The organism is Pseudomonas sp. TWP3-1 (assembly GCF_049896625.1).
Taxonomy (GTDB): Bacteria; Pseudomonadota; Gammaproteobacteria; order Pseudomonadales; family Pseudomonadaceae; genus Aquipseudomonas.
The window spans coordinates 111503-136315 of sequence record NZ_JAFCUQ010000011.1 but is presented as its reverse complement, the minus strand read 5'-3'; the positions used below and the strand labels follow the sequence as shown (position 1 = coordinate 136315).

At 60.4% G+C, this 24813-nt stretch carries 23 protein-coding genes; 17 read left to right on the top strand and 6 right to left on the bottom strand.

The window, feature by feature from the left end:
• Window positions 1–486 (top strand): DUF523 domain-containing protein, encoded by a 486-nt coding sequence (locus ACP7BN_RS16650; protein WP_426205294.1) that lies wholly within the window; start codon window positions 1–3, stop codon window positions 484–486.
• 118 nt (window positions 487–604) lie between these two features.
• Here the strand turns inward: ACP7BN_RS16650 and ACP7BN_RS16645 are convergent, their stop codons facing one another.
• The gene (locus tag ACP7BN_RS16645; protein WP_426205293.1) at window positions 605–1189 is read right to left on the bottom strand and encodes a transporter substrate-binding domain-containing protein; all 585 of its coding nucleotides are present in this window, start codon (window positions 1187–1189) and stop codon (window positions 605–607) included.
• 135 nt (window positions 1190–1324) lie between these two features.
• Here ACP7BN_RS16645 and ACP7BN_RS16640 point away from each other — a divergent pair, with 135 nt between their 5' ends.
• Window positions 1325–1750, top strand: coding sequence for a DUF4399 domain-containing protein (locus ACP7BN_RS16640; protein WP_420647411.1), 426 nt, complete (start codon window positions 1325–1327; stop codon window positions 1748–1750).
• Between the two features lie 62 nt (window positions 1751–1812).
• Here the strand turns inward: ACP7BN_RS16640 and serA are convergent, their stop codons facing one another.
• Complete coding sequence (serA, locus tag ACP7BN_RS16635; RefSeq protein ID WP_150602030.1) at window positions 1813–3042, bottom strand: phosphoglycerate dehydrogenase; 1230 nt, start codon at window positions 3040–3042, stop codon at window positions 1813–1815.
• 204 nt (window positions 3043–3246) lie between these two features.
• Here serA and ACP7BN_RS16630 point away from each other — a divergent pair, with 204 nt between their 5' ends.
• From ACP7BN_RS16630 to ACP7BN_RS16615, 4 genes are all read left to right on the top strand, one after another.
• Window positions 3247–4641: an FAD-binding oxidoreductase gene (locus ACP7BN_RS16630; protein ID WP_426205292.1), complete on the top strand. Its 1395-nt coding sequence runs from the start codon at window positions 3247–3249 to the stop codon at window positions 4639–4641.
• Between the two features lie 37 nt (window positions 4642–4678).
• The gene (locus ACP7BN_RS16625; protein WP_426205291.1) at window positions 4679–5344 is read left to right on the top strand and encodes a fumarylacetoacetate hydrolase family protein; all 666 of its coding nucleotides are present in this window, start codon (window positions 4679–4681) and stop codon (window positions 5342–5344) included.
• 297 nt (window positions 5345–5641) lie between these two features.
• Window positions 5642–6571, top strand: a complete 930-nt coding sequence (locus tag ACP7BN_RS16620) for an SdiA-regulated domain-containing protein (RefSeq protein ID WP_426205290.1) — start codon at window positions 5642–5644, stop codon at window positions 6569–6571.
• 105 nt (window positions 6572–6676) lie between these two features.
• Complete coding sequence (locus tag ACP7BN_RS16615; protein WP_426205289.1) at window positions 6677–7594, top strand: SdiA-regulated domain-containing protein; 918 nt, start codon at window positions 6677–6679, stop codon at window positions 7592–7594.
• Between the two features lie 145 nt (window positions 7595–7739).
• Here the strand turns inward: ACP7BN_RS16615 and rpiA are convergent, their stop codons facing one another.
• Window positions 7740–8414, bottom strand: a complete 675-nt coding sequence (gene rpiA, locus ACP7BN_RS16610; protein WP_426205288.1) for a ribose-5-phosphate isomerase RpiA — start codon at window positions 8412–8414, stop codon at window positions 7740–7742.
• 148 nt (window positions 8415–8562) lie between these two features.
• Here rpiA and ilvA point away from each other — a divergent pair, with 148 nt between their 5' ends.
• Both ilvA and ACP7BN_RS16600 read left to right on the top strand, forming a co-directional pair.
• On the top strand, window positions 8563–10077 hold the full coding sequence (gene ilvA / locus ACP7BN_RS16605; protein ID WP_420647405.1) for a threonine ammonia-lyase, biosynthetic: 1515 nt from the start codon (window positions 8563–8565) through the stop codon (window positions 10075–10077).
• A gap of 39 nt (window positions 10078–10116) precedes the next feature.
• On the top strand, window positions 10117–10542 hold the full coding sequence (locus ACP7BN_RS16600) for a DUF2269 domain-containing protein (protein ID WP_426205287.1): 426 nt from the start codon (window positions 10117–10119) through the stop codon (window positions 10540–10542).
• 111 nt (window positions 10543–10653) lie between these two features.
• On the opposite strand, the gene ACP7BN_RS16595 is transcribed toward ACP7BN_RS16600, so the two are convergent.
• Window positions 10654–11310, bottom strand: a complete 657-nt coding sequence (locus ACP7BN_RS16595) for an HAD family hydrolase (protein ID WP_426205286.1) — start codon at window positions 11308–11310, stop codon at window positions 10654–10656.
• Between the two features lie 143 nt (window positions 11311–11453).
• Here ACP7BN_RS16595 and ACP7BN_RS16590 point away from each other — a divergent pair, with 143 nt between their 5' ends.
• Together ACP7BN_RS16590 and ptsP are read left to right on the top strand one after the other, a co-directional pair.
• On the top strand, window positions 11454–11933 hold the full coding sequence (locus ACP7BN_RS16590; RefSeq protein ID WP_060543982.1) for an RNA pyrophosphohydrolase: 480 nt from the start codon (window positions 11454–11456) through the stop codon (window positions 11931–11933).
• Window positions 11934–11955: 22 nt separating this feature from the next.
• Window positions 11956–14235, top strand: coding sequence for a phosphoenolpyruvate--protein phosphotransferase (gene ptsP, locus ACP7BN_RS16585; RefSeq protein WP_426205285.1), 2280 nt, complete (start codon window positions 11956–11958; stop codon window positions 14233–14235).
• 124 nt (window positions 14236–14359) lie between these two features.
• Here the strand turns inward: ptsP and ACP7BN_RS16580 are convergent, their stop codons facing one another.
• Complete coding sequence (locus ACP7BN_RS16580) at window positions 14360–15106, bottom strand: NRDE family protein (RefSeq protein ID WP_426205284.1); 747 nt, start codon at window positions 15104–15106, stop codon at window positions 14360–14362.
• Between the two features lie 129 nt (window positions 15107–15235).
• Here ACP7BN_RS16580 and ACP7BN_RS16575 point away from each other — a divergent pair, with 129 nt between their 5' ends.
• The 3 genes from ACP7BN_RS16575 to ACP7BN_RS16565 all read left to right on the top strand — a co-directional run bounded on the left by ACP7BN_RS16575 (window position 15236) and on the right by ACP7BN_RS16565 (window position 17935).
• On the top strand, window positions 15236–16018 hold the full coding sequence (locus tag ACP7BN_RS16575) for a sulfite exporter TauE/SafE family protein (RefSeq protein WP_420647400.1): 783 nt from the start codon (window positions 15236–15238) through the stop codon (window positions 16016–16018).
• 79 nt (window positions 16019–16097) lie between these two features.
• The gene (lgt, locus tag ACP7BN_RS16570; protein ID WP_426205283.1) at window positions 16098–16913 is read left to right on the top strand and encodes a prolipoprotein diacylglyceryl transferase; all 816 of its coding nucleotides are present in this window, start codon (window positions 16098–16100) and stop codon (window positions 16911–16913) included.
• A gap of 50 nt (window positions 16914–16963) precedes the next feature.
• Complete coding sequence (locus ACP7BN_RS16565) at window positions 16964–17935, top strand: thymidylate synthase (RefSeq protein ID WP_420647398.1); 972 nt, start codon at window positions 16964–16966, stop codon at window positions 17933–17935.
• Window positions 17936–18059: 124 nt separating this feature from the next.
• Here the strand turns inward: ACP7BN_RS16565 and cadR are convergent, their stop codons facing one another.
• Window positions 18060–18509, bottom strand: coding sequence for a Cd(II)/Pb(II)-responsive transcriptional regulator (gene cadR, locus ACP7BN_RS16560; protein WP_420647397.1), 450 nt, complete (start codon window positions 18507–18509; stop codon window positions 18060–18062).
• An 85-nt stretch (window positions 18510–18594) separates the two neighbouring features.
• Here cadR and ACP7BN_RS16555 point away from each other — a divergent pair, with 85 nt between their 5' ends.
• From ACP7BN_RS16555 to ACP7BN_RS16540, 4 genes are all read left to right on the top strand, one after another.
• A complete protein-coding gene (locus tag ACP7BN_RS16555; protein WP_426205282.1) occupies window positions 18595–20850 on the top strand; it encodes a heavy metal translocating P-type ATPase in 2256 nt (751 codons plus the stop codon).
• A 16-nt stretch (window positions 20851–20866) separates the two neighbouring features.
• A complete protein-coding gene (locus ACP7BN_RS16550) occupies window positions 20867–21730 on the top strand; it encodes a LysR family transcriptional regulator (protein WP_426205281.1) in 864 nt (287 codons plus the stop codon).
• A 271-nt stretch (window positions 21731–22001) separates the two neighbouring features.
• Window positions 22002–23078 (top strand): putative 2-aminoethylphosphonate ABC transporter ATP-binding protein, encoded by a 1077-nt coding sequence (locus ACP7BN_RS16545; RefSeq protein WP_426205280.1) that lies wholly within the window; start codon window positions 22002–22004, stop codon window positions 23076–23078.
• Complete coding sequence (locus ACP7BN_RS16540) at window positions 23078–24802, top strand: putative 2-aminoethylphosphonate ABC transporter permease subunit (protein WP_426205279.1); 1725 nt, start codon at window positions 23078–23080, stop codon at window positions 24800–24802. Before ACP7BN_RS16545 ends, ACP7BN_RS16540 begins: the two co-directional genes overlap by 1 nt.
• Window positions 24803–24813: the final 11 nt, after the last annotated feature.

Genomic DNA, 24813 nt, shown 5'->3' with positions numbered 1-24813 from the left:
ATGCACAAGATTCTGGTCAGCCGCTGTCTGTTGGGCCATCGCGTGCGTTACGACGGTGGGGCGAGCGGGCCGTTTGATCTGCTGGAACAGTGGATCAGCGAAGGCCGGGTAGTGCCGTTGTGTCCCGAGGTTGCTGGCGGGCTGCCAACGCCACGGGCGGCAGCGGAGATTCCGGGCGGGCAGGGGGCAGAGGTTCTGGATGGACTGGCGTCAGTTATCACAACTGAAGGTGAGGACGTCAGTGCGCAGTTTCTCGACGGCGCGCAGCAGGCGCTGGAGCTGGTGCGAAAGCATAGGATTCGGGTTGCGGTGCTTAAGGCCAACAGTCCGTCGTGCGGGAATCTGCTGACGTATGACGGGACGTTCAGTGGGGTAAAAGTCAGTGGCGAAGGTGTAACCGCCGCGCTGCTCAAACGCCATGGTGTGCAAGTCTTCAGCGAGCTGGAACTGCCACAAGCTGCAAAAGCCCTGACACAACTCGACTAGTCATGCGCCACAAATCACTGTGGGAGCTAGCCTGCTAGCGATTGCATTGGGTCAGTCACCATCAGTCCTGACTGATCCACCGCTATCGCTAGCAGGCTAGCTCCCACAGGTTCGGAGTTCACTTAAGGTTTTCGGTGGCCTGCGCCCTAAGCCACTTCTTCGACAGCGCCTCCAACCGCCCATCCGCCTTGATCCGCCCCAGCGCACCCTCAAGGCTCGCTTGAAACGCCGGATTGCCCTTCTGAAACGGAATCGCCAATTCCACCGGCGGCGCGACTTTGGGCTTTTCCTCGGTCAGCGTCTGTACCAGCAACATCGACCGTGGCTGCTCATCTTTTTTTGCCAGCAACTGCCCATCCACCTTGCCGTAAGGTTCGCTGAAGTCGAAACGATCCTTGAGTTCCGGGGTCAGTGCTATGTGGTTGAGCGCAACGTCGTACTTGCCGCTTTCAACGCCCTGGAGCATGTCGCTTTCATCGGTGACGATGAAGTCGGCGCGCACATCCAGCTCGTTGGCCAGCAGTTGCCCAAGCTCGACCTCGAATCCTGCGAGGGTGTCGCCTTCCTTGAAATTGAAGGGCGGTGTATTAGCCTCAATGGCGATGCGCAACTCGCCACGGTCGTTGACGTCATCAATCAGTTCGGCGTGAGCCAGAGGGCTCAGAAGGGGTAGCAGGCAGATCAGGCCAGGCAGAAAACGCATGGTCACTCCTTTGAAATCATTATCGCGATGCTCTGATTCAGGCTCGCTTTGCTATGGTTGTCGAGTTCCTTCGACAACGAATGGTCATGAAGTTGTCATGACCGTGCGGATTTTACGGAAAAACTGGAGAAGAAAATGAAAAGCTTTATGTCACGTGCAGCGTTGGCTGGTGTGCTGATGGGTGTTTCGGTACTGGCCAGTGCGGCCACCCCGGCCCCCAAGGGCGCCGAAGTGTTCATCGTTTCTCCCGAGGACGGGGCCACGGTTTCCCAGGAGTTCAAGGTCAAGTTCGGCACCAAGGACGTCGCGCTGGCGCCGGCCGGTGACGTCACCAAGAACACCGGTCACCATCATTTGCTGATCGACGTCGACAAATTGCCGGCCGCCGGTGCGCCGATTCCCAACGATGCTAACCACATGCATTTCGGCAAGGCGCAGACTGAAGCCACGATCAAACTGGCCCCGGGCAAGCACACCTTGCAGCTGGAACTGGGCGACAGCGGTCACATGCCGTTCGATCCGCCGATCGTTTCGAAGAAAATCACCGTCAACGTCGAATAACGTTTCCGCGTGCATGAAAAAGGGAGCCCGTAGGCTCCCTTTTTTTACAGCGTAGATCGCGTTTAGAACAAAACGCGGCTACGGATCGTGCCGTTAACGTGTTGCAGCTTCTCTTGCGCCAGCTCCGAGTACTCGGCGTCGACGTCGATCACCACGTAGCCAACCTTCTCGTTGGTCTGCAAGAACTGACCGGAGATGTTGATGCCGTTTTCGGCGAAGACCTTGTTGATCTCCATCATCACACCCGGAATGTTCTCGTGGATGTGCAGCAGACGGTGCTTGCCAGGGTGAGCCGGCAGGGCCACTTCCGGGAAGTTCACCGACGAAACGGAAGTACCGTTGTCGCTGTACTTGACCAGTTTTTCTGCCACTTCCAGACCGATGTTGGCTTGCGCTTCGGCAGTCGAGCCACCGATGTGCGGGGTCAGGATCACGTTGTCGAGGCCACGCAGCGGGCTTTCGAACTCTTCGTCGTTGGAGCGCGGCTCGACCGGGAACACGTCGATGGCGGCGCCGATCAGGTGCTTGTCCTTGATCGCGTCCGCCAGGGCGTCCAGCTCGACCACGGTGCCGCGAGCAGCGTTGATCAGGATGCCGCCCTTCTTGATGGCGCGGATTTCCTTCTCGCCGATCATCCACTGGGTCGCAGCGGTTTCTGGAACGTGCAGGGTGACGATGTCCGACATGCCCAGCAGCTCGTGCAGGTTGTTGACCTGCGTCGCGTTGCCCAGCGGCAGCTTGGTCACGGTGTCGTAGAAATACACCTGCATCCCTAAGCCTTCAGCCAGAACCGACAGCTGCGTACCAATCGAGCCGTAGCCGACGATGCCGAGCTTCTTGCCACGGATCTCGAAGGAGTTGGCCGCGGACTTGATCCAGCCACCACGGTGGCAGGAAGCATTTTTCTCCGGGATGCCGCGCAGCAGCAGGATCGCTTCGGCCAGCACCAGCTCGGCTACGGAGCGGGTGTTGGAGTACGGCGCGTTGAACACGGCGATACCGCGTTCGCGGGCTGCACTGAGGTCAACCTGGTTGGTGCCGATGCAGAAACAGCCGACTGCCACCAGCTTCTTCGCGTGATCGAAGATTTCTTCGGTCAGTTGCGTGCGCGAACGAATGCCGATGAAGTGCGCGTCAGCGATCTTTTCCTTGAGCTGGGCTTCCGGCAGAGAACCTGTGAGGTACTCGATGCTGGTGTAGCCCGCCGCCTTGAGGACGTCGACAGCCGATTGGTGGACGCCTTCGAGAAGAAGGAACTTGATCTTGCTCTTATCGAGAGAAGTCTTGCTCATCTGCGTAAACCTGTATCCCGGAGAAAAATGGCAGGAAATAGCCAGCAGACGCTGACCCGGACGGCAGGAAAGCCGTCACCGCAGAAAGGCCGTTGGGCACTGGCCTGCGGGGTCGGTATGCTAGCATAGCCACCCCGCTAAACACTCATTCCTGCGACGTGAAGCGTCTTCAGGATGACCATGAATTGTTCGAGAGTTCTGTCGATGACCAATCCTGCCCTGATTGATGAACTGAAGACCCTGGTTGAGCCTGGCAAAGTCCTGACCGATGCCGACTCCCTGAATGCTTACGGCAAGGATTGGACCAAACACTTCGCCCCGGCACCCAGCGCCATCGTCTTCCCCAAGACCATCGAACAGGTGCAGGCCATTGTGCGTTGGGCCAACGAGCATAAGGTTGCGCTGGTGCCGTCTGGCGGGCGCACCGGGCTGTCGGCCGCAGCCGTGGCGGCAAATGGCGAAGTAGTAGTGTCGTTCGATTACATGAACCAGATTCTCGACGTGAACCTCACTGATCGCACTGCCGTGTGTCAGCCCGGCGTGGTCACCGAGCAATTGCAGAACCGCGCCGAAGAACACGGCCTCTACTATCCAGTGGATTTCGCCTCCGCCGGTTCAAGTCAGATTGGCGGCAATATCGGCACCAATGCCGGCGGGATCAAGGTCATTCGCTACGGCATGACTCGTAACTGGGTCGCGGGGATGAAAGTCGTCACCGGCAAGGGCGATGTGCTGGAACTCAACAAAGACCTGATCAAGAACGCCACCGGCTACGATCTGCGCCAATTGTTCATCGGCGCTGAAGGCACTTTGGGTTTTGTGGTCGAAGCGACCATGCGTCTGGATCGCGCGCCGAAAAACCTCACGGCGATGGTGCTCGGCACCGCTGATTTCGACTCGATCATGCCGGTGCTGCACGCCTTCCAGGGCAAGCTCGACCTGACTGCCTTCGAATTCTTCTCCGACAAGGCGCTGGCCAAAGTCATGGCTCGTGGCGACGTCCCTGCGCCGTTCGACACCGACTGCCCGTTCTACGCGCTGCTGGAATTTGAAGCGACCACTGAAGAAGTGGCCAACAGCGCTCTGGAAACCTTCGAACATTGCGTCGAGCAGGGCTGGGTGCTGGACGGCGTGATGAGCCAGAGCGAAACCCAGCTGCAAAACCTGTGGAAACTGCGCGAGTACATCTCCGAAACCATCTCGCACTGGACGCCGTACAAGAACGACATCTCGGTCACCGTCTCGAAAGTGCCGGCGTTCCTGAAGGAAATCGACGCGATTGTCGGCGAATACTACCCGGACTTCGAAATCGTCTGGTTCGGCCACATCGGCGACGGCAACCTGCACCTGAACATCCTCAAGCCGGACAATCTGAGCAAGGACGAATTTTTCGCCAAGTGCGCCACCGTCAACAAGTGGGTGTTCGAGACCGTCGAGAAGTACAACGGATCGATCTCCGCCGAGCACGGCGTGGGCATGACCAAACGCGATTACTTGACCTACAGCCGTTCGCCGGTTGAGATCGAGTACATGAAAGCGGTAAAAGCGGTGTTCGACCCGAATGGCATCATGAATCCGGGCAAGATCTTCGCTGTTTGACTTTCGCATTTAACAGCTATGAACCAGGAGTCGGTCAATGAGCTATCAGCACCAGTATGTCGACGGCACGCGTATCCATTTTCCGCTGGGGAAAGTGGTGTGCATCGGACGCAATTACGCCGAACACGCCAAGGAACTGGACAATCCGGTGCCAACCGAACCGTTGCTGTTCATCAAGCCGGGCAGTTGCGTAGTGCCGCTGGAAGGCGGTTTCAGTATTCCGACCGAGCGTGGCTCGGTGCATTACGAAGCCGAGATTGCCGTGTTGATCGGCAAACCGTTGTCGACCAAGCCGAGCCGCGAAGAAGTGCTGGACGCGATCTCCGGTTTCGCCCCGGCGCTGGACCTGACCCTGCGCGACAAGCAGGGCGAGCTGAAAGCCAAAGGTCTGCCGTGGGAAATCGCCAAGTCGTTTGATGGAGCGGCCGTGATCGCGCCATTTGTGGTCGGCAGCACTTTCGCTGACCTGACCGACATCGGCATCCGCCTGACCATCAATGGCGAAGTGCGCCAGGACGGTAACAGCAGCGCGATGCTCAACCCGATCGTGCCAATGATCCAGCACATGGCTGGCTGCTTCTCGCTGCAGGCCGGTGACGTGATTCTGACCGGCACGCCGGTGGGCGTCGGCCCGCTGAATGTCGGCGACGAAATCGTGCTGGAACTGCCGGGCGCGAGCAGCTTTACCAGCTCCGTGCGCTAACTTTCAGGGATGACACCGAACTGTGGTGAGGGAGCTTGCTCCCGCTGGACTGCGCAGCAGGCCCCCTGCTTTTTGCAGTGAAAAGCAGGGCCGCTTCGCGCCCCAGCGGGAGCAAGCTCCCTCGCCACAGGTGCCATTGCACATTTAGATCTGTGATCGCTCCTGCAAACCCATAAGGCAATCGCGCCATTTGCCGTTTTTTTCACATCCTCTCTGGATAATTCCGCGGATTCTGGCGTCTGAGCCACCCCTGTTGTGCTATTACCTTTAGCCTGAATTTCTGGAACGCGTCCCTTGATGGCCTCTCAACCGCTGCCCAAGCTGAAAACTGTCCGCCGCTCACGCTTCGCGATGCGCTGGTATTCCTGGCTATTGCTGGTGGCTGCGGCCGTCTATGGTCTGGCGTTCGTCATGCATTGGGACGACCGCGGCGTGCTCTGGGTATTGGAGCGTTTCGAGAGTCCGACCGAGAAAAAGGAAAGTGTCTGGCTGCCGGATTACCGGGTGGTGATCGACGCTAAACAGCTGCCCGGGATGGAGAAGGACGAGGCGTCCGACCTGTCCTATAACCCACAGACCAAAACCCTGTTTTCGGTGATGGGCAAAAACCCGTTCCTGGTTGAGCTGAGTCTGCAAGGTGATGTGCTGCGCAAGATGCCGCTGGTGGGCTGGAGCAATCCCGAAGGCCTGACGGTGATGGAAAACGGCCTGCTGGCCATCGTCGATGAGCGCGAGCACCTGCTGTCGATCATCAAAATCGACGCCGATACCCGCGAATTGAAGCGCGACGACTACCCGAAATACGACCTCGGCCCGTCGAAAGACCAGAACAAAGCCTTTGAAGCCATCGCCTGGGACCCACGCAACGAGCAGCTGTTGCTCGGCGAAGAACGGCCGCCGGCGCTGTTCACCTGGAAAAGCGATGGCAGCCAGATCCTCAAGGGCGACAAGCAGAAGCTGTTCAGCGATGAACTGGACATCCGTAACCTCTCGGCTCTGGCCATCGACTCGCGCACCGGCCACACACTGGTGCTGTCCGCTGACTCGCACTTGCTACTGGAACTGGACGAGAAGGGCGAGCAGGTCAGCTTCATGACTCTGCTCGGCGGTTTCAACGGCCTGAAAAGCACCATCCCGCGCGCTGAAGGCGTGACCATGGACGACAGCGGCACGCTGTACATGGTCAGCGAGCCAAATCTGTTTTATCGCTTCGAAAAGCAAAAATAACCGCAGCCACGGGGTTTGCTTGTGGTCGCAGGCAAGTGGCCATTAAGCTTCAGTTCAGACGCGCGTGATATTTCATCCGCCTGTTTTGATTCCGAGCCCGCCCGCATGCGTCGACTTGCCCGTCCCAAACCACTGATTCTGATCCTGTCGATGATTGCCCTGATCGCATTAATTGCGCTCGGCCAATACATGCGTCTGTTCGAGCGTGCCTGGTTCAATCTGCATACCCTTTGGCAACCGCACAGCGTTGAATCCATCGCCCTCGATCAATATCGGGTGGAGATCGAGTCACAGGTCATCGAAGGCCTGAATGACGATGTCTCGGCGCTGACTTACGATCCGGTGCGCAAAAGCCTGTTCACCGTCACCAACAAGGACTCCGAACTGATCGAGCTGTCGCTGGACGGCAAGCTCCTGCGCCGCATCGCGCTGATCGGCTTCGGCGATCCAGAGGCGGTGGAGTTCATCAGCGCCGACACCTACGTGATCACTGACGAGAGTCAGCAGCGGCTGATCAAGATCCATCTGGAACAAGACACGACTTTCCTCGATGCGGCCGACGCCGAGCAGATGACTCTTGGCGTGCACTTGAGCGGCAATAAAGGATTTGAAGGTCTGGCCTACGACTCGGTGGGCAAACGCCTGTTCGTGGCCAAGGAGCGCGACCCGATGCTGATTTACGAAGTGCACGGCTTCCCGCATTTCAATCCGGAAAAATCCTACGCGGTGCACGTAATCAACAACCCCAAGCGCGATGCCGGGATGTTCGTGCGCGATCTGTCGAGCCTGCAATACGACGAGCGCAGTGGCCATTTACTGGCGCTGTCAGATGAGTCGCGGCTGATTCTGGAACTGGATGTGGACGGGCGTCCGCTCAGCACGATGTCGCTGAGCAAAGGCCGGCAAGGCTTGCAAAAAACCGTACCGCAGGCGGAAGGCATTGCGATGGACGACGACGGCACGCTGTATCTGGTGAGCGAGCCGAACCTGTTCTACGTCTTCAAAAAACCAACACAACCTTAACTCACACCACAAAACACTGTGGGAGCGAGCTTGCTCGCGAAGGCGTCGGGTTAGCCAATGAAGATGGTGGCTGAACTGGCGCTTTCGCGAGCAAGCTCGCTCCCACAGGTTTTTTGTCTGCCCATAAATAGTGGGCAATCTGGGTTTACTCAGCCTTCAGGGTTTTCACACCTTCACTAGTCCCCAGCAACAGCAAATCCGCCGGACGCGCCGCGAACAGGCCATTGGTGACCACGCCGACAATCGCATTGATCTGCGCTTCCAGCTCAACCGGGTTGGTGATCTGCATGTTGAACACGTCGAGGATGATGTTGCCGTTGTCGGTCAGCACGCCTTCACGGTAAACCGGGTCGCCACCGAGCTTCACCAGCTCGCGGGCCACATGGCTGCGGGCCATCGGGATCACTTCGACCGGCAGCGGGAATTCACCAAGTACCGACACCAGTTTGCTGCCGTCGGCGATGCAAATGAAGGTCTTGGCCACGGCCGCGACGATCTTCTCGCGGGTCAGGGCTGCGCCACCGCCCTTGATCAGGTTCAGGTGCGCATCGCTTTCATCGGCGCCGTCGACGTAGAACTCCAGGTCGCTGACCGTATTCAGCTCGTACACCGGAATCCCGTGGCCCTTGAGGCGCGCGGCGGTGGCTTCGGAGCTGGCGACCGCGCCATCGAACGCGCCCTTGTGCTTGGCCAGTGCGTCGATAAAGCAGTTGGCGGTGGAGCCGGTGCCGACGCCGACGATGCTCTTGTCGTCGAGTTTCGGCAGGATGAAGTCGACGGCAGCCTGGGCCACGGCCTGTTTGAGTTGATCCTGGGTCATGCGGGCTCCGGAAGCGGGCAGAGGGAAAACGGAAAGGCCGGCATTATAGCCTCAAGACCGGCTAAAACCTCTGGATTCGTGTGGTCGCCCGGACAAAAGCCGGGTTAGACTCCTTGGCCCTGCCCAACTCGCTCAGTGATGCTTTCCGATGCTCGAACAGTACGTCAAAAAGATCCTCACCTCGCGCGTTTATGACGTTGCCGTAGAAACCCCGCTGCAGAACGCTCGCCAGCTCTCCGAGCGGCTGGGCAACGATATCTGGCTCAAGCGCGAAGACTTGCAGCCGGTGTTCTCGTTCAAGATTCGCGGCGCCTACAACAAGCTGACTCAACTGAGCGACGAAGAACGTGCGCGCGGCGTGGTCACTGCGTCGGCGGGCAATCACGCGCAAGGTCTGGCGCTGGCGGCGAAAGTCCTGGGCGTGAAAGCCACCATCGTCATGCCCAAGACCACCCCGGAAATCAAAGTCGAAGGCGTGCGTTCGCGCGGCGGCAAAGTGGTGCTGCACGGTGATTCGTTCCCGGAAGCCCTGGCCTACTCGCTGAAACTGGTCGATGAAAAAGGCTACGTGTACATCCACCCGTACGACGATCCGCACACGATTGCCGGGCAGGGCACCGTGGCGATGGAAATTCTGCGTCAGCACCCGCAACCGCTGGACGCGATCTTCGTGCCGGTCGGCGGCGGCGGGCTGATCGCCGGCATCGCGGCGTACGTGAAGTACCTGCGCCCGGACATCAAAGTCATCGGCGTCGAGCCCGACGATTCCAATTGCCTGCAAGCGGCGATGGCCGCTGGTGAGCGCGTGGTACTGCCGACCGTGGGCATTTTCGCCGACGGCGTGGCCGTGGCGCAGATCGGCCAGCACACCTTCGACATCTGCAAGGATTACGTCGACGAAGTGATCACCGTCAGCACCGACGAGATCTGCGCGGCGATCAAGGACATCTACGACGATACCCGCTCGATCACCGAGCCGGCCGGTGCGCTGGGCGTGGCCGGGATCAAGAAGTACGTCGAGCAGCGTGGCGTCAGCGGTCAGACCTTCGTCGCCATCGACTCGGGGGCCAACGTCAACTTCGACCGCCTGCGCCACGTCGCCGAGCGCGCCGAGCTGGGTGAAGGCCGCGAGGCGATCATCGCCGTGACCATCCCCGAGCAGGCCGGCAGCTTCAAGGCCTTCTGCGAAGCTATCGGCAAGCGCCAGATCACCGAATTCAACTACCGCTACAACACCGGCAGCGAAGCGCACATCTTCGTCGGCGTGCAGACGCATCCGGACACCGATCCGCGCAGCGCACTGCTGGCGAGCCTGACCGAGCAGGGTTTCCCGGTGCTCGACCTGACTGATAACGAGCTGGCCAAACTGCACATCCGCCACATGGTCGGCGGGCGTGCGGCGCAAGTGGTCGATGAAGTGGTGCTGCGCTTCGAGTTCCCGGAACGCCCGGGCGCGCTGTTCAACTTTCTCAATAAGCTCGGCGGGCGCTGGAACATCTCGATGTTCCACTACCGCAACCACGGCGCAGCGGACGGTCGCGTGGTCGCCGGCCTGCAAGTACCGCACGACGAACGTCATCTGGTGCCCGCAGCCCTTGAGGAAATCGGTTACCCGTACTGGGACGAAAGCGACAACCCGGCCTATAAGCTGTTTCTTGGCTGAGGGGCTACGCTGATTTGCACGGACTGAGGAAATCGAACCATGGAAACGTTATCCGCCCTGAAAGCGGCGCACATGCTCGCCACTGCGGTGTTGCTGATCGGCGCGTTGGGCCTTGGAATCTGGGTCTGGCGTGCGCGGCGCAACGGTGATGCAACAGCCGGTAGCCGTACGTTGCAGCGACCACGGGTGTTCGTCTGGCTTTTGATCGTGCTGGCGCTGCTGAGCATGCCCTTCACCGGCTGGTGGATGGTGCATCTGGTGGGCTGGCCGTTGGGACAGACGTGGATTCTGGCGTCGAGCGTGCTTTACACCGTGGCGGCGTTGGCGTGGTTCTGGCTGCTGGTGCGCTTGAATCGGTTGCGCAAGGCGCCGGGCGGGATTGGCAAGTTCAGTCTGGGGTTGGCGTTGTTTGGGCTGGTGTGTTTTGTGGCGATTGCCGGGTTGATGGGTGCCAAACCTGTTTAAGGCGAACAGCTCGCAGCCTGCGGCAGCTCCTACACAGGTTTGTGTCGAACCCGATATTGTGGGCTGACACAAACCCTGTAGGAGCTGCCGAAGGCTGCGATCTTTTGATCTTTAGCCGCGCAGGCTAATCACCGGCCAGCCACGCTTCTCGGCTTCAGCGCGCAAATTCGGATCAGCATCCACCGCCACCGGATTCGCCACTTGCTCCAGCAACGGCAAGTCATTCATCGAGTCGCTGTAGAAATAGCTGTCGTCCAGCGAATAACCGGTCTCTTCCAGCCAGCGATTCAGCCGCGTCACCTTGCCTTCACGGAAGCACGGCACGTCGGTGCTGCGCCCGGTGTAGCGGCCATCGACCATCTCGCACTCGGTGGCAATCAGGGTTTCGACGCCCAGACGCTCGGCAATCGGCGCGGTGACGAAGCGGTTGGTGGCGGTGATGATCACCAGTTTGTCGCCGGCGTCGCGGTGCTTTTGCAGCAGTTCGAGGGCCTTGGGCAGAATGATCGGCTCGATGCAATCGCGCATGTAATCGCGGTGCCATTGATCGAGCACGGCGATCTCGGTGCGGCCGAGAATCTCCAGGCAGAAGTTCAGATAGGCAGCGTTATCCAGTTTGCCCGCCAGGTAATCCTGATAGAACTCGTCGTTGCGCGCCTTGTATGCGACCTTGTCGAGAAAGCCGCGCTCGCACAGGTAATCGCCCCACGCGTGATCGCTGTCGCCGCCCAGAAGGGTGTTGTCCAAATCGAATAAAGCCAGGCGCATTGCAGTTACCCGCTGATAAGTCAGTAAAAAGGCGCCCAGAATACGGTCTTTTCACAAGAGTGCACATAAGGTAGGAAGCTTCATTGCTGCCTTCACAATCTTTGTGGAACAATGCGGCGACATGCGTTTGCGAGGTTGTTGCCGTGATCGACCCCGATGGTTTCCGTCCCAATGTCGGGATCATTCTGACGAATGACGCCGGCCAGGTGCTATGGGCTCGCCGTATCAATCAAGATGCCTGGCAGTTTCCGCAAGGGGGAATCAACCCTGAAGAGACGCCGGAAGACGCCTTGTATCGCGAGCTGAACGAAGAAGTTGGCCTGGAACGTGAAGATGTTGAAATACTCGCCTGTACCCGGGGCTGGTTGCGCTATCGTTTGCCGCAACGTCTGGTGCGTACCCATAGCCAACCGCTGTGCATCGGCCAGAAACAGAAGTGGTTTCTCCTGCGCCTGATCTCCAACGAGCAGCGGGTGCGGATGGATTTGACCGGTAAACCGGAGTTCGATGGCTGGCGCTGGGTCAGCTATTGGTATCCGTTGGGCCAGGTGGTGACATTCAAGCGCGAGGTGTATCGCCGCGCTCTCAAAGAGCTTGCCCCGCGCCTTTTAACGCGCGACTGACGACGGAGTTCGACCCCGAGCCATGCTCAATACGCTGCGCAAGATCGTCCAGGAAGTTAACTCCGCCAAGGATCTCAAGGCGGCGTTGGGGATTATTGTGTTGCGCGTCAAAGAGGCCATGGGCAGCCAGGTCTGCTCGGTCTACCTGCTCGACCCCGAAACCAACCGCTTCGTGCTGATGGCCACCGAGGGCTTGAACAAGCGCTCGATCGGCAAGGTCAGCATGGCGCCCAACGAAGGTCTGGTTGGCCTGGTCGGCACGCGTGAAGAACCCCTGAACCTCGAAAACGCTGCGGATCACCCGCGCTATCGCTACTTCGCCGAAACCGGAGAAGAGCGCTACGCCTCGTTCCTTGGCGCACCGATCATTCACCACCGCCGCGTCGTCGGCGTGCTGGTCATCCAACAGAAAGAACGCCGCCAGTTCGATGAAGGTGAAGAAGCCTTCCTCGTGACCATGAGCGCGCAGCTCGCCGGTGTTATCGCCCACGCCGAGGCCACCGGTTCGATCCGCGGTCTGGGCCGGCAGGGCAAAGGCATTCAGGAAGCCAAGTTCGTCGGCGTACCGGGTTCGCCGGGTGCGGCAGTCGGTACTGCGGTAGTCATGCTGCCGCCGGCTGATCTCGATGTAGTGCCGGACAAAACCGTGCGCGACATTGAGGCTGAACTCGGCCTGTTCAAGACCGCCATCGAAGGCGTACGCGCCGACATGCGTGCGTTGTCGGCCAAGCTTGCCACTCAGTTGCGCCCCGAAGAGCGTGCGCTGTTTGACGTCTACCTGATGATGCTCGCCGACGAGGCGCTGGGTAGCGAAGTCACCACTGTGATCAAGACCGGTCAGTGGGCTCAAGGCGCGCTGCGTCAGGTCGTGACCGATCACGTCAACCGTTTCGAACTGATGGACGACGCCTACCTGCGTGAGCGCGCGTCGGACGTCAAGGACCTCGGCCGACGCCTGCTGGCTTACCTGCAAGAAGAGCGTCAGCAGAATCTGGTCTACCCGGAAAAAACCATTCTGGTCAGCGAAGAGCTGACGCCGGCGATGCTCGGCGAGGTGCCGGAAGGCACGCTGGTCGGTCTGGTTTCGGTACTCGGTTCGGGTAACTCGCACGTCGCGATCCTGGCGCGCGCCATGGGCATACCGACGGTAATGGGTGTGGTCGACCTGCCTTACGCCAAAGTCGATGGCATTCCGTTGATTGTCGACGGCACCAAGGGCGAGATCTACACCAACCCGAGCGAGGTGCTGATCAAGCAATTCGCCGAAGTGGTCGAAGAAGAGAAACAACTGGCGCTGGGTCTCGATACCCTGCGCGATCTGCCGTGCATCACCCTCGATGGGCACCGCATGCCGCTGTGGGTCAACACCGGCCTGCTGGCGGACGTGGCGCGTGCGCAGAAGCGCGGTGCCGAAGGCGTCGGTCTGTACCGCACCGAAGTGCCGTTCATGATCAACCAGCGCTTCCCGAGCGAAAAGGAACAACTGGCGATCTACCGCGAGCAGCTCGCCGCGTTCCATCCGCAACCGGTGACCATGCGCAGCCTGGACATCGGCGGTGACAAGTCGCTGTCGTACTTCCCGATCAAGGAAGACAACCCGTTCCTCGGCTGGCGCGGCATTCGCGTGACCCTCGACCACCCGGAAATCTTCCTGGTGCAGACCCGTGCAATGCTCAAGGCCAGCGAAGGTCTGAACAACCTGCGCATTCTGCTGCCGATGATCTCCGGCACCCACGAACTCGAAGAAGCGCTGCACCTGATCCACCGTGCGTGGGGCGAAGTGCGCGACGAAGGCACCGACGTGCCGATGCCGCCGATTGGCGTGATGATCGAAATCCCGGCAGCGGTGTATCAGACCAAGGAACTGGCGCGGCAGGTGGACTTCCTGTCGGTCGGCTCCAACGACCTGACGCAGTACCTGCTGGCCGTGGATCGCAACAACCCGCGCGTGGCGGATCTCTACGACTATCTGCACCCGGCCGTGCTGCAAGCCCTGCAAAACGTGGTGCGCGATGCACATGCCGAAGGCAAACCGGTGAGTATCTGCGGCGAAATGGCCGGTGATCCGGCGGCGGCAGTGCTGTTGATGGCGATGGGCTTCGACAGCCTGTCGATGAACGCCACCAACTTGCCGAAGGTGAAGTGGATGCTGCGTCAGGTCAATCTGGGGATGGCCAAGGAGCTGCTGGCGGAGTTGATGACGATTGATAATCCGCAGGTGATTCACAGCTCGCTGCAACTGGCGCTGAAGAATCTGGGGTTGGCGAAGATGGTTAGTCCGACTGCGGCCAAGGTCTCCTAAACGCTGCCGGACTCATCGCTGGCAAGCCAGCTCCCACAGGTTTCTCGGGTATTCACCAACTCTGTGTTTACTGGAGATCATTGTGGGAGCTGGCTTGCCAGCGATGGCGTCAGTGAAATCACCGCTAAATGATGATCTCCACCTCGCCCAAACGCCCACCAAACGGCCCAAAACTCCGCTCCACCATCCACCGCCCCCCATCCGCCCGCACAACCAGCGCCGTACTCGCCCGCGTCCCGTAACTCTGGCTGGCAATAAACACACTCGATAAAAGCGCCTCAGTTGCCAACCCCACACCGGTATCCGGCAACTCGGCATGCGGCGCGGTCTGTGCATCAGCCAAAATCTCCAGCAAACGCTGCGGCTGCGGATCATCCAGCACCGCGCTCAACGCCGCCCTGGCCTTGAGCAACTTGGGCCACGGCGTATCCAGCCCGGCGTTGGACAACCCATACACCCCCGGCTGCAACATCACCGGCTCAGAGGACCGCGCATTGAAATGCCACAGCTCATGGGCATTGCCCAGCAGCAGATTGAATCCGGCGTAGTCAGATGAACGGCTGACAACCCCGGCCAGATACTCCTCAAGCGACTGCTCCCCGGTGAGAAACCCGGCCACCAGCTCCCCCCGCGATTTACGCGCCGGCGGCTGGTGCGGATCGCGAATGTTGGTCAGCGCCGCAAAGCGCCCATTGGCGCCGATCCCCAGCCAGGTACCACCAGCCTCCAGATCACGCCCGGCATGCACGTGCGGCGACTCCGGCCATTGCGCCAGCGGCAGGCTCGGCCGGGCGTAGAATTCGTCACGGTTGGCCGCGACGATCAGCGGTTGGGCATGCCCCGGCCGCCAGGCAAAAACGATCAGGCACATAAGGCAGTCCTTGTGTGTTTTTTGCTCACTTTACGCAGACATCGCCCGTGCATCCATCGACAGTTCCTCGTCGGGCCATGCATCCGTTACCATGCCGCTCCGGTTTAGGGATGCGTCTGGGAGACGGTCATGGAATTTCTGCTCTATCTGGCGCTGGGCGCCTGTGCTGGCGTGTTGGCCGGGCTGTTCGGGGTGGGTGGCGGGATCATCATCGTCCCGGTGCTGGTGTTCAGTTTCACCTTGCAGGGTTTCGATCAGTCGATCCTCACGCATCTGGCGGTCGGCACTTCGCTGGCGACGATCATCTTCACCTCGGTCAACGCCGTGCGTGAGCATCATCGACGAGGCGCGGTACGCTGGCCGATATTCGTGTGGATGGCGGTGGGGATTCTGGTCGGCGCCGGTTTTGGTGCGCTGACGGCTGAGGCGATTTCCGGTCCGAACCTGCAAAAGATCATCGGTGTGTTTGCCTTGGTGATTGCTGTGCAGTTGGCGCTGGACTTCAAACCCAAGGCCAGCCGAACCGTGCCGGGCAAGCTCGGTCTGGCGGCTGCAGGTAGCGTGATTGGCTGGGCCTCGGCGATTTTCGGAATTGGCGGCGGGTCGCTGACCGTGCCGTTTCTGACCTGGCGCAGCGTGCCGATGCAGCAGGCAGTGGCGACCTCGTCGGCCTGTGGCTTGCCGATCGCGCTAGCCAGTGCTTTAAGTTTCATGATTCTGGGCTGGCACGATCCGTTGCTGCCGGCCCATAGTCTCGGTTTTATCTACTTGCCGGCGCTGCTGGGGATTGCCCTGACCAGCATGGTGTTCGCCCGCATCGGCGCAAAGCTGGCGCACAAGCTGTCGGCCAGGTTGCTGAAACGGCTGTTCGCCGCTTTGCTGTTCTGCGTCGGTCTGAGCTTTTTGCTTTAACCGCGTCGCAATACTGGCTTAATCCTGTGGTGGCAGCGTCGCCCGGGAATTCTGGTTTCAACTCTAACGAGGAGTCGCAATGCTGCCTTACCCGCAGATCGACCCGGTGGCTCTGGCCATCGGTCCGCTGAAAATCCACTGGTACGGTCTGATGTACCTCGTCGGTATCGGCGGTGCGTGGCTGCTGGCGTCGCGCCGGCTCAACCGGTTCGACCCGACCTGGAGCAAGGAGAAACTCTCCGATCTGATCTTCTGGCTGTCGATGGGCGTGATTGTCGGCGGACGTCTGGGCTATGTGCTGTTCTACGATCTGAGCGCTTACATCGCCAACCCGATGCTGATTTTCGAAGTGTGGAAGGGCGGCATGTCGTTCCATGGCGGCTTCATCGGCGTGATGCTCGCGGCGTTGTGGTTCGGCAAGCGTAACGGCAAGTCGTTTTTCCAGTTGATGGACTTCGTTGCGCCGATGGTGCCGATCGGTCTGGGTGCCGGACGCATTGGCAACTTCATCAACGCCGAGTTGTGGGGCAAGGCGACCGACGTGCCGTGGGCCATGGTGTTCCCGCCGTTCAGCGATCCGGCGCAACTGCCGCGTCACCCGTCGCAGCTGTATCAGTTCGCGCTCGAAGGCGTGGCGCTGTTCCTGATCCTGTGGATTTTCTCGCGCAAGCCGCGTCCGACCATGGCCGTCTCCGGCATGTTCGCGCTGTTCTACGGGATCTTCCGTTTCATCGTCGAATTCGTCCGCGTACCCGACGCGCAACTCGGCTATCTGGCCTGGAACTGGCTGACCATGGGTCAGGTACTCTGCGTACCGATGATCCTCGGCGGGCTGTTCCTGATCTGGCTGGCCTACCGCCGCGCCCCGGCGACCCCGGTTGCACCGACAGCTTAAATATTCGAACCCCGGCACGTGATGCCGGGGCTCAAGGACACAGGTAACTCATGAAGCAATATCTCGATCTGGTGTCGCACGTCATCAACAACGGCACCAAGCAAGCCAACCGTACCGGCGTGAACACCATCAGCTTTCCGGGCGCCATGCTGCGCTTTGATTTGCAGGAAGGTTTTCCGGCGATCACCACGCGCAAGATGGCTTTCAAATCGGCCATCGGCGAGATGTGCGGCTTTTTGCGTGGCGTGAACAACGCTGCCGAATTCCGCGCGCTGGGCTGCAAGGTCTGGGATCAGAACGCCAACGAAAACGCGCAGTGGCTGGCCAACCCGTTCCGCCAGGGCGATGACGACCTCGGCGAAATCTACGGCGTGCAATGGCGCAAATGGCCGGCGTACAAGCAGATCCCGCTGAGCAACACTGCCGCCATCGAGCAAACCTTGAGCAACGGCTACAAGCAGATCGCTCAGGGCGAAGAAGACGGACAGGCCTACGTGGTGCTGTACAAAGCCATCGATCAGGTGCGTCAGTGCGTCGACACGATCATCAATGATCCAGGCAGCCGCCGTATTCTGTTCCACGGCTGGAACTGCGCCCAGCTCGATGAAATGGCCTTGCCGCCGTGCCATCTGCTGTATCAGTTCCACCCGAACGTCGAGACCAAAGAGATTTCTCTGACCCTCTACATCCGTTCCAACGATCTGGGGCTGGGCACGCCATTCAACCTCACCGAAGGCGCCGCGCTGCTGAGCCTGATCGGTCGCCTGACCGGCTACACGCCGCGCTGGTTCACCTATTTCATCGGCGATGCGCACGTCTACGAAAACCACCTGGACATGCTCAACGAACAGCTCAAACGCGAGCCGTTCGCCATGCCCAAGCTGAAGATTTCGGATCGGGTGCCGGAGTTTGCCAAGACGGGTGTTTATCAGCCGGAATGGCTGGAGCTGGTTGAGCCAAGCGACTTCTCGCTGGAAGGCTATGAACACCATGCCCCAATGACCGCGCCGATGGCGGTCTAAGCAACAACGCAATACCCCTGTGGGAGCTAGCCTGCTAGCGATGGCGGACTGTCAGTCAACATTACTGTTGAATCTGACGGCCCTATCGCTAGCAGGCTAGCTCCCACAGTGTTTTGTGGTGTATTCAATGGCCGTGGCTACGGCCCACATGCGAATGCTCAACCTCGGTTGCGACAACCCCGCCACTCACTTCCAGCCGCTGCAAAATCCCGCATTGATCCGCCCCCGGCCCTTCGCCACAGCGTTGGCGCAGGTCGAACAGTTGTGTCTGCAAGGCCAATAACCCATCAATCCGCGCCTTGACGTGCTGGATGTGTTCGTCGATCAGCGCATTGACGCTTTCGCATTGATCCTGCGGGCTGTCGCGCAAGGCGAGCAGGCTGCGGATTTCTTCGAGGGTCATGTCAAGGGTGCGGCAGTTGCGGATGAAAGTCAGGCGTTCGGCGTGGGCCTGGGTGTAGACGCGGTAGTTGCCGTCGCTGCGGGCCGGCTCCGGCAGCAGGTTTTCGCGCTCGTAGTAACGGATGGTTTCCACGGCGCAATCGGTGAGTTTCGCCAGTTCTCCGATCTTCATGACGGCGATCTCCAAAAAGGGTGCTTGACCCTATAGTGGCTACAGGGTCTTTACTTGGCAACAGGCACCTTCATGGACGCGACCAATGAGCGATTCCCAGCACAGCCACAAGCCCGGCGACGGGCACGATCACAGTCATAAATTGCAGCCTGTGCATAAGCACTCCCACGGCGGCGATTCTTGCTGCGCGTCGAAAGCCGCCGCGCCATCGCTGGTGCAACTGAGCGATGCGCCGAGCGCCGACGCGCGTTTGAGCAGTTTCCGCATCGAGGCGATGGACTGCCCGACCGAGCAGACGCTGATCCAGAACAAGCTCGGCAAACTCACCGGGATTCAGACGCTGGAATTCAACCTGATCAACCGCGTGCTCGGCGTGACCCACACGCTGGCGGACACCACGCCGATCATCGACGCAATCAAATCCATCGGCATGCAGGCCGAGCCGCTGGAGGCGGGTGTCGAAACCCCGGCGCCTGCTGCGGTGAAAAAACACTGGTGGCCATTGGCGCTGTCCGGTGTCGGCGCGCTGGCCGCTGAAGTTATCCACTTCACCAGCGCGGCGCCGAACTGGGTAGTGGCGATCATCGCGCTGGTGTCGATCCTCAGCGGCGGCCTGACTACTTACAAAAAGGGCTGGATCGCCCTGAAGAACTTCAACCTCAACATCAATGCACTGATGAGCATCGCCGTGACTGGCGCGATCCTGATCGGGCAGTGGCCGGAAGCGGCGATGGTGATGTTCCTGTTCACCGTCGCCGAGTTGATCGAAGCACGCTCGCTTGATCGTGCGCGCAACGCGATCAGCGGCCTGATGCAGATGACGCCCGAGAAGGCGACCGTGTTGCAGGCTGACGGCACCTGGCTCGAACTGGAGGTGAAAAGCATCGATCTCGGCGCCCGCGTGCGGGTCAAACCGGGCGAGCGCATTGCGCTGGACGGTGAAGTGCTCAGCGGCAACTCGACCATCGATCAGGCGCCGATCACCGGTGAAAGCCTGCCGGTGGAAAAAACCGTAGGCGACAAAGTGTTCGCCGGCACCATCAATCAGGCCGGTTCGCTGGAATACGCGGTCACCGCTGCGGCGAATAACTCGACGCTGGCGCGGATCATCCACGCTGTCGAACAGGCACAAGGCGCGCGCGCACCGACCCAGCGTTTCGTCGATCAATTCTCGAAAATCTACACCCCGGTGGTGTTCCTGTTCGCCATCGCGGTGGCGGTGATTCCGCCGCTGTTCATGGGCGCGGTGTGGTTCGACTGGATCTACCGTGCGCTGGTGTTGCTGGTGGTCGCGTGCCCATGTGCGCTGGTGATTTCCACCCCGGTGACCATCGTCAGCGGCCTCGCGGCAGCGGCGCGCAAAGGCATTCTGGTCAAGGGCGGCGTGTATCTGGAGGGCGGTTTCAAGCTCGACTATCTGGCGCTGGACAAGACCGGGACGATTACCCACGGCAAACCGGTGCAGACCGATTACCTGTCCCTCGATCCGACCGCCGATGCCACAGCGCCGGCCATCGCCGCTGCATTGGCCGGGCGTTCTGATCACCCGGTGTCGCTGGCCATCGCCAAAGCCGCTGTGGATAAAAACTTCGCGCCGTTGACTGTGGATAACTTCGAAGCATTGGGCGGGCGTGGGGTAAAAGGCGAAATCAACGGTCAGACCTACCACTTGGGCAACCATCGACTGGTGGAAGAACTGGGCCTGTGCTCGTCGGCGCTGGAGGAAAAACTCTTTGCGCTGGAGAAACAGGGCAAGTCCGTGGTGTTGCTGCTCGACAACTCCGGCCCGCTGGCGCTGTTCGCTGTGGCCGACACGGTCAAGGAAACCAGCCGCGAGGCGATCCGGCAGCTCCACGCACTGGGGGTGAAAACCCTGATGCTGACTGGCGACAACGTGCACACCGCGCAGGCGATTGCTCAGCAGGTCGGCATCGATCAGGCGCGGGGCGACTTGCTGCCGACCGACAAACTGCAAGCCATCGAAGACCTCTACAAACAGGGGCATCGGGTCGGCATGGTCGGCGACGGCATCAACGATGCGCCGGCACTGGCCCGGGCCGAGATTGGTTTTGCGATGGCCGCTGCGGGAACCGACACGGCAATTGAAACCGCCGATGTCGCCCTGATGGACGATGATCTGCGCAAGATCCCGGCATTCATCAGCCTGTCGCGCAACACCGCCAGCATCCTGAAACAGAACATCGCGCTGGCGCTGGTGATCAAGGCTATCTTTCTTGCGGTAACCTTCGCCGGACTCGCCACCATGTGGATGGCGGTATTCGCCGACATGGGCGTTAGCTTGTTGGTGGTGTTCAACGGTTTGCGCCTGCTGCGCAAATAGACGATGAGGAAGGGTTGTGCTGAGTGCCGAGCTGAAAGCGTTTTACATGGTGGCCCGCCTGGGCAGCATCACGCTGGCAGCGAAGAAACTCGGCCTCAGCCAACCGACCGTGACCACACAGATTCGTAATCTGGAAAGTCAGTATTCGGTCGAGCTGTTCTACCGTGGCGGCCGGCGTCTGAGTGTCAGTGACGAAGGCGCGCGGCTGCTGCCGATGGTCAAGGCGCTGTTGCAGCAGGAGGCCGACATCGAGTTTTTCCTGCGCAACAGCGGCCAGGTTCAGGGCACATTGCGCATCGCCGCCACCGCGCCGTATTACATTCTCGATCTGGTGAAGACCTTCCGCGAGCGCCTGCCGCAAGTGGAAGTCTCGGTAGAGATCGGCAACTCGCAGCAAGTGCTCGAAGCGCTGGAGGATTACCGGGTGGATGTGGCAGCGTCGTCGCAGTTGCTTGAAGATCCTCGGCTGATTCGCCGAGTGCTCGGGACTGATCCGCTGGTGCTGGCGGTGCACCGCAATCATCCGCTGGCGGTGCATGAGCATGTGCCGCTGAGTGCCTTGGCCGGGCATACCTTGTTGATGCGCGAGTGCGGCTCGACCACTCGGCGCCTGACCGAAGAGTTGCTGGCCGGCGCCGGGGTGAATTTCGGGCCGTTGCTGGAGATTGGCAGTCGTGAATCGATTCGTGAGGCGGTGCTGCGCAATATAGGCATCAGCATCATTGCCCGTCAGGAAGTGCCGCACGATCCGCAGTTACGCGTGCTGACGCTGGAAAATGCGCCGCAGATTCCTGAATACCTTTACTGCCTCAAGGAAAGGAAAGGTGCCCGGCTGCCGGCGGCGTTTCTCGGCCTGGCACAGGAAATGTCCCCGGCCTGACCTCTTCATTGCCCTTATTGGCCTCATCGCTGGCAAGTCGAATCGTCGCACCGCAGCTCCCACAGGTTTCAATGGTGTTCACAAAATCTGCGCTCACTGGAGATCCCTGTGGGAGCTGGCTTGCCAGCGATGAGGCCCGATCAAGCACCACACCCTGAATCTTGTGAACCAAAATCCCTGAATACCACTATCAGCCGTTTTTGCCTCACTGCCATATGACGGACGCATTACAACTCTAGGATGACCTTCATCTGCTCGATGAGGTCTGTCCATGAACCCTGCAATCGCTACTGCCCTGACCAACCCCGGTGCGCCGATGAAGGTGCGCAATGTGCAAAAGCGTTTTGGCGCTTTTACCGCACTGGATAACGTCTCGCTCGACGTGGCGGCCGGTGAGCTGGTGTGTCTGCTCGGCCCGTCGGGTTGCGGCAAGACCACATTACTGCGCTGTATCGCCGGTCTGGAAAAACAGGACAGCGGCGAGTTGTACCTCGGCGAACGCGACGTTTCCCATCTCGCACCACAGGCCCGTGACTACGGAATTCTGTTCCAGTCCTACGCGCTGTTCCCCAATCTGACTGTTGAAGCGAACATTGCCTACGGCCTCGCCGGCAGCGGTCGCGACGAAGTGCGCCATCGCGTCGGTCAGATGCTGGAACTGGTGGGGCTGATCGGCAGTGAGAAAAAGTACCCGGGCCAATTGTCCGGCGGCCAGCAACAACGGGTCGCACTGGCCCGCGCCTTGGCCCCGGCCCCTTCGCTGCTGTTGCTCGACGAGCCGATGTCGGCCCTCGATGCCCGGGTACGCGAACATCTGTGTACCGAGCTGCGCCAACTGCAACGCAACCTCGGCATCACCACCCTGATGGTCACGCACAATCAGGATGAAGCGATGTTGATGGCCGACCGGATTGCGGTGATGAACAACGGCCGCGTCGAGCAGTACGCCACTCCGCAGGAAATCTACAACCGCCCGGCCACGCCGTTCGTCGCGGAGTTCGTTGGCCAGGGCAACTGGCTGCCATTCCAGCGCAGCAGCGACAGCCACGCTCAGGTCGGCGGGATGAACATGCGTCTGGCCCACGGCAGTGTCAGCGGCGCCTCGGGCCGCTTGTTCTGCCGCCCGGAAGCGATCAGCGTCAACCCGCTGGTGCATGAGGAAAACCTGTTCCCGGCCAAGGTGCGCGAGATCACCTTCCTCGGTAATCGCTGCCGCATGAGCTTCGAACTCGATCAATTGCCCGGCCATGCACTGCTCGCCGAACTGGCGCCAGAAGCCATGCCGCGCCTCGGCGCCCAGCAAATCATGGTCGCTTTGCCGCCGCGCAGTTTGCAGGTGTTTGCCTGATGAACCGCAATATTGCGCTGCCGTTACCGCACAAGCAGGTACGGCAGGTGTCCCGCGCCGAGATCGGCGACCGCATCTTTGTGGTCGGTGGCAAAGTTCTGCTGTTGGTGTTGCTCGGTGTCGCGGTGCTGATGCCGTTGCTGGCGATCTTCTGGCGCGGCTTCAGCAGCGAGGCCGGGCAGGGCGGTGGCTGGGTCGCGGCCAAGGAGCTGGTGAGCAGTGAAAACTTCCACTGGCTGCTCGGCAACAGCCTGAAAGTTTCCCTCAGCGTCGCGGCCATTGTCGTACCGCTGGCCTACCTGTTTGCCTACGCACTGCAACGCACGCTGATTCCGGCCAAGGGCATCTGGCGCGGGATTTCCCTGCTGCCATTGATGGCGCCGTCGATGCTGCCGGGGATTGCACTGGTCTATCTGTTCGGTAACCAGGGCATGTTGCGCGGACTGCTGTCGGACAACATCTACGGGTTCTGGGGAATTGTGCTGGGCGAGGTGATCTACACCTTTCCGCATGCGCTGATGATTTTACTCTCTGCCTTGTCGCTGGCCGATGCGCGCTTGTTTGATGCGGCGTCGAGCATGGGCGCCAGTCCGGCCAAGGCTTTTCGCAGCATCACCTGGCCGGCGACTCGCCAAGCCGTGTTCGCCGCGTTCTGTCTGGTGTTCACCCTGACCATCACCGATTTCGGAGTGCCGGTGGTGGTCGGCGGCGACTATCAAGTGCTGGCGCTGGAGGCCTACAAAGCCGTGGTCGGCCAGCAACAATTCGGGCGCGGCGCGTTGATCGGCATGGTGTTGCTGCTGCCGGCGCTGTTCAGCTTCGGAGTGGACGCCTGGCTGCGTCGGCGTCACGGCGACTCCATGAGCGGCCGCGCCCAGGTGTTCAAACCGGCGCCGTCGAAGCTGCGCGACAGCTGCTATCTGGCGATCGTCCTGCTGATCAGCGCCGCGTTGCTGCTGGTGTTCGGCATGGCGGTGTTCTCATCGCTGGTGAAGTTCTGGCCGTACAACCTGTCGCTGTCGCTCAATCACTACCAGTTCAACGAAACCGCTGGCGGTGGTTGGCTGGCCTACAGCAACAGCCTGAAAATGGCGTTGGGGACGGCGTTGATCGGCAGCGTGCTGATCTTCACTGGCGCGTACCTGATGGAAAAGACCCGCAGTCAGCGCGGGCTCAATCTGACCTTGCGCATGCTCAGTTTCATTCCGATGGCGGTGCCGGGTCTGGTGCTTGGCCTGGGTTACGTCTTCTTCTTCAACCTGACCGGCAACCCGCTGCACGTGCTGTACGGGACGATGACGCTGCTGATCGTCTGCACCATTGCTCACTATTTGACCACTGCGCAGATGACCGCGACCACCGCGCTGCGCCAGCTTGACGCCGAGTTCGAAGCTGCGGCGCTGTCACTCAAGGCGCCGCTGTATCGGCATTACCTGAAAGTTACCGTGCCGATCTGCCTGCCGGCGCTGCTGGACATAGTGCGCTACCTGTTCGTCTCGGCGATGACCACCGTGTCGGCAGCGATCTTCCTCTACAGCCCCGACACCATCCTCGCAGCGGTCGCGGTGCTGAACATGGATGACGCCGGCAACGTCGGCGGCGCGGCGGCGATGTCGACCCTGATTCTGTTCACCTCGGCGGGCGTGTCCTTGCTGCTGGCGTGGGCTTCGCGCGGCTTGTTGCGCCGCTCCCAGGCCTGGCGGCAGAACGCGCCCGGTCACTGATTTTCCGTAAC